This is a genomic window from Candidatus Micrarchaeota archaeon, from assembly GCA_021163225.1.
Classification (GTDB): domain Archaea; phylum Micrarchaeota; class Micrarchaeia; order Anstonellales; family JAGGXE01; genus JAGGXE01.
Genome location: JAGGXE010000004.1, coordinates 1 through 5,373 on the forward strand (window position 1 = coordinate 1; position 5,373 = coordinate 5,373).

Annotated in this window: 5 protein-coding genes; 3 read left to right on the forward strand and 2 right to left on the reverse strand. The window is 40.6% G+C overall.

Going from position 1 to position 5,373, the window contains the following annotated elements:
* Positions 1–896, forward strand: an 896-nt coding sequence (locus J7K41_00480) for a M20/M25/M40 family metallo-hydrolase (protein ID MCD6549177.1), incomplete at its 5' end; no start/stop codon positions are given.
* 3 nt (positions 897–899) lie between these two features.
* Here the strand turns inward: J7K41_00480 and J7K41_00485 are convergent.
* Positions 900–1,517 (reverse strand): hypothetical protein, encoded by a 618-nt coding sequence (locus J7K41_00485; protein MCD6549178.1) that lies wholly within the window; start codon positions 1,515–1,517, stop codon positions 900–902.
* A 143-nt stretch (positions 1,518–1,660) separates the two neighbouring features.
* Here J7K41_00485 and J7K41_00490 point away from each other — a divergent pair, with 143 nt between their 5' ends.
* Positions 1,661–2,923 (forward strand): ATP-binding protein, encoded by a 1,263-nt coding sequence (locus J7K41_00490; GenBank protein ID MCD6549179.1) that lies wholly within the window; start codon positions 1,661–1,663, stop codon positions 2,921–2,923.
* A gap of 144 nt (positions 2,924–3,067) precedes the next feature.
* Here the strand turns inward: J7K41_00490 and J7K41_00495 are convergent, their stop codons facing one another.
* A complete protein-coding gene (locus J7K41_00495; protein MCD6549180.1) occupies positions 3,068–4,327 on the reverse strand; it encodes an ATP-binding protein in 1,260 nt (419 codons plus the stop codon).
* A 181-nt stretch (positions 4,328–4,508) separates the two neighbouring features.
* On the opposite strand from J7K41_00495, the gene J7K41_00500 reads away from it, so the two are divergent.
* Positions 4,509–5,366 (forward strand): hypothetical protein, encoded by an 858-nt coding sequence (locus J7K41_00500; protein MCD6549181.1) that lies wholly within the window; start codon positions 4,509–4,511, stop codon positions 5,364–5,366.
* Positions 5,367–5,373: the final 7 nt, after the last annotated feature.

Here is a 5,373-nt window from a genome sequence, read left to right on the forward strand (position 1 = left end):
CCTTTAAACTTACTGAGATAGATGATCGTTTGTACGGTCGTGGAGCAAGTGATGATAAGGCTGCCATCGCGATCCTGTTATCCGCTCTAGATGAGACCGACCCTAAAGTTAACCTGAAGATTCTGATTACCTGTGATGAAGAGGTGGGCGGGAGGTACGGTTTAGGTTATATTACTGAAAACCATCTGGATCTACTGAAGAGCGATCTCGCATGGATCATGGATGCTGGTACCGAGATGATCTCTATAGGATGTAGTGGTGTTGTGGACGGATGGCTCCGGGTGTTTGGTAAGGGTTCGCATGCAGGTTATCCTCATATGAGTGATAATCCTATCCCTAAACTGGCTCGGGTGATAGACCGGCTGAAAGAGTTTCAGACTATGCGGGAGGGTAAACGTTCGGTAGCGCGTTCTCCTCCAGGTAGCCCGTACGATCACGTGTGGGGAAGGTTTAACATAACGGTATTACGTTCCGGTGAAAAACCTAACATGATACCCGAGTATGCTGATGCTGGGTTTGACCTTAGATTGTTGCCAGAGGAATCAGTAGATGAGGGGTTAGGAGAGTTAAAGGAGTATCTGGGTCGTGTGATGGATGAGTTGGGATACTCTTATGAGATCCGGGACGTGATCGGGCATGAGGGTTATCTTACACGAGAAACACCAGAGGTCTCCCGATTTGCTGACATAGTCAACTCTGTTTTAAAGGAGAAGATCCCACTCGGTGCAGAGTTGGGTGGTACCGACGGTCCGTTCATAAACAGGCTGGGTATCCCCACCATAGGGTTCGGTCCTATCGATCCCGATACACGTTTTCATCAACCGAACGAGTTCGTACGAAAGGAGACGTTGAACAAGATGATCTGTGTGACGACCAAGGTGATTACAGAGTTGTGATGTTCATTTATACAGTAGTCTGATGATTAGAAAAACCGGTATCCCTACGTGTAATGTACGGGCTTCTTCATACGTCCGACGGTCCAGGTCGGGTGGGAAAAGTGTTTCGGACGGCGGCCGCTGACATTCTGCACTGAACCTGTCCAATAATGTTGGTTCATAATCAAACAGTTCCTCGTAATCTGGTTGTGGGTGGTGCAGCACATAATCTATTTCATCAGATACACCCGATTTGTTAACTTGGGCAAGTATCATGTCGGATACGCCTATCGGGACGGATTCTTCTTTATGTTCGGGAATGTTAACCCGAAACACCAGAGGTGGTGGAGGCGGTGCGGATATAGTCTTCTGTACATCATGCGTAGCATCTCTAGATTCCTCACCTTGCTTGTACAGTTGGAGTTCAAGCAAATAATTAGCAAAATTGTAATCTTCTGTAGGAATACGCGCGTTATACAACTTTGCTGCTTCATCAAAGGTCATAAAACCGCAATCAGTGGCGTGGTAACTGAACGAGTTTTTATTGAGAGTAGGTTCGTTATCAACACGTTTAGGGATTAAGAATCTGAGACCAGAACGATTAACAGTTTCCTTTCGTTTGTACTTCAACTCAGGCCCCATGATATAATTCTAGTAATCTCTTTTTTAAATTTACTTGAATCTGTTTTAGATCTTTCTGCACATAGAACAAAAATGACTATAATTGTTCTATCAACAGAAAAAATCATGGAAAAATTTATAAATAATCATGTTGAATTTAAACTATGAACACCTATGAATTAAAAACCGCACTGAAGGAGATGATATCAGAATTCCATGTCTCTGGACTCCCCCCTTTTTACAAAAGGGATATTAAGGTTCCTGAATTTAAAAGGATCAACAAGATTATTACTCTGGTGGGTCCTCGTCGAGCGGGTAAGACTTATCTCTTATATCAGATTATGAAGTCCCTTTTGAATAAGGGACACGAAATCACCGATTTTGTATACATAAACTTTGAGAATGAAAGACTCTTCGGAATAAAAGCCCAGGACCTTCATAACATTCTAAAAGCCTATACAGAACTTTATCCACGTAAGAAAAATAAACCCATTCTGTTCTTTGATGAGATTCAAAATGTTCCGAATTGGGAGTTGTTTGTGCGCGGTTTGCACGATAGAGGGTATAAAATCTATGTTACGGGATCAAACTCCAAGTTACTGAGCAGGGAGATTGCATCGTCTTTACGTGGAAGGGCAACTTCTGTTGAAGTGTTCCCCTTATCCTTTCGTGAATTCCTCACTTTTAGGGGGATTGAATTGAAAGAGAATTGGGAATATTCTCAGGCATCTTTGATCAAATCGCTCTTTGATAAGTACATGAGCACGAGCGGTTTTCCTGAGATAGTGTTGGAGGATAGGTTAGGGATTATTGATGATTATTTTAAAACGATCTTTTATTACGATGTGATCGATAGATACAGAATAAAGAATATGGACCTGATGGAATTTTTGATGAACTATCTGATAAGAATTTATTCTCAGGAGTTCTCTATAAATAAGTTCCATCATCTGGCAAAAGCACAAGGATACAAATCCAGTACATCAGTAGTTCATAACTATATCCGTATGTTAAAAGAGGTATATTTTGCCTTTCTAGTCACACAAAGGAGGAAGGGAAAAAAGGAATTCACATATTCAAAAAAGAATTATCTGGTGGACCATGGCTTTATCAATTACTACGTTGTGAATAGGGACCTTGGCAGGCTTCTGGAGAATATTGTATTTCTTCATCTCAGAAGAAAAAACAATCAGGTCTATTTTTATAAGGATAGGTATGAGTGCGATTTTCTCACTTCAAAGGCCTATCAGGTTACGTACGTCCTCAACGACGATAACTATAAGAGAGAAATTGGAGGTCTGACGACAGCATGCCGGAGGTTTAAGTTGAGAGGCAGGATAATAACCTACGATACCGAAGATGTTGTTAGAGTAGATTCTAGGTCCATCCCAGTGATACCGATCTGGAAATGGCTTCTCAAAGAGTAATTTGAAATTTTCTGTTTATAGAAAGAAAATCAAGAAAAACTTTCTGTATATAGAAAATTTTAACTCATCGATTAAACAAAAGTTTTACTTCGATTTCACAAATTTAGCAGAAAGTTTTACCCTGAATTCAAACTATTTCAACTTTTATTTCAGTAGGAACTTGTATGCCGGAAGGACTTGTATCTTCTTATTTCCGTCCTTGATGGTTTCCTCTTGGTTGTAGGTAATGATGTATCCTTTCTTTATTCCGTGCTTTTCCATGTATCTTAGTAAAGGCCTAACTTCTCTTTCCCTGTTGTCCTCATTAAGTTCATAGGTTACCTGTATCGGCGGATAAGAACTGTCTACAAAATCTATCTCATATCCATTCCTTAAATAATAAATCCTACCCCTTTCCCTGAGTAGGTGAACAGCAATCATATTCTCCAATAGTTTATCTTTATTCTCCTTTATATAAAACTGGTGGAGGTATCCGTTATCCACAAAATAGGTCTTACGTTCCATCTCTCTTTTAAGTAAAGAATCCCTCAACAGCGGAGTGTTGATTATCAGAAAACTGTCGGTTAGGTAGGAATAGTATTTCGACAACGTTTTCACATTTGTTTTGTAATGGATGGCTTTAAGTTTTCTCACAATGGAAGAGAAAGAGAACGGATTTGTCACGTTTTCGGCAAGTTTTTTAATAAGGAATTCTAGGAGTTTGCTATCCTCAACGTTATATCTGCTTATTACATCTCTGTACAATACAGTATCCAGATACTGTTTAAGCACTATTTCTTTACTCTTTTTATCGAGATTGATCACCTCCGGAAAGCCGCCGTACTTCAGAAATTCGTCAAAGAATTTAATGATTTTGAACCTATCCTTAGAGTAGATCCATCCTTTCTTAACCTTCATGCCTTTAAACCGAAGAAACTCCTTAAAACTCGCAGGATAGAGTTTGATCTCAACATACCTACCGCCGAGTTTTGTAGCGTATTCTTTACTAAACAGATGAGCGTTCGACCCGGTGAGGTACACGCTGTATTTCTTATCCACCAATCTTCTGACAAAGAACTCCCATTTATCGACATTATGTATCTCATCCAAGAAGAGGATTGGCTTCTTTGAAGGGTACATCTCTCGGTATCCTTCGAGGATGTCTTCAAAATTGCGGTAGGTAAAATCGATCAACCGGTTATCCTCAAAGTTGATGTATATAAAATCTTCAATCTCGTATCCTTTACTCATTAACTCTCTCATGATTTGAAACAAAAGGTAGGTTTTACCCGCTCGTCGCGGTCCGACTATGATTTTGGCAAGTTTTAGACATATCAAATGTCTGTCAAAATCTCGCTGAACAACATCTTTTGGTAATCCATCATCATGAAACTCCTTTATTATCGTTTTGATAACTTCACGCATGTTTTATTTTTGGCACATATCTTTAAAAGTTTTACTTCGATTTCACAAATTTAGCAGAAAGTTTTACCTTGAATTCAAACATGACCAACGCTTAAAATGCGAAGAGGTTGCTGGATTATTTTTCATTTTAGTTATAAAAGAATTAGGGACTAGATGGAGTTGGAGAATATTTAAGAATTCAGTGGCTGTTCTGTTCAAGAAACCGGTGCTTCTGTTGCCTTTGTTCTTCAGTTGGGTTATCTTTGCTTTAGTCGTGTTGTACGGCAGGTATTATTTTCCGGATTTCCACAATGTTTGGTTGGCTGTTCTTTACGTATACCTCCTTCTGACCGTAATATCTTCGGCGGTCCTTTTCTCTAATACTGTGCTGTTGGAACTGATTCAGCAGATGGAAACGGGGAAGAAGACATCGCTTATAAAAGCGTTGAGGGAAACGGTAACTTCCGACCTTATCAGGGTCATTCCGATCGCTCTCATCTGGTCGTTTGTATGGTTGATCATTCTGATATTGAGAGCGCTGACGAGGAAAAGGAGAGGAACTAGACACGAACCCTCTTTGAAGGATGCAGCCAAGACGTTGAGCGGTATGAACGCTAACCCGGTATCATGGTTCGGTCTGGGGTTGGACATGTTGGAGAAGTTGGTGAGAATGACTGTGTTCACAACATTACCTGCTGTTACATGGGAGAACAAAGGACCGGTCGATGCGTTTAAGAGGGGTTTCGAAGTGATAAAGAGGCATCCGGTTCAGTTTTTAACCTCCTACTCGTTAACCCTTCTGGCAGTCGCGTTTGTGTCACTACCACTCGTTCCTATATATCTTCTGGATAAACAAGGTGTGGAACTGCCTTCGGCAGTGTGGTTGGGCGTGCTCATATACGCAGGGGTCGTTTGGACATTGGAAGTCTATCTTGAACAGATGGCAGTAGCCGTTCTTTACCTTTGGCATCTTAAATGGTTGAAAGCAGGTGGAAAAGGACCTCTTTCATCGGTCAAGAAACCCGACCTATTCGATGACGTGTATGAATTGAAAGAATGAACATCCG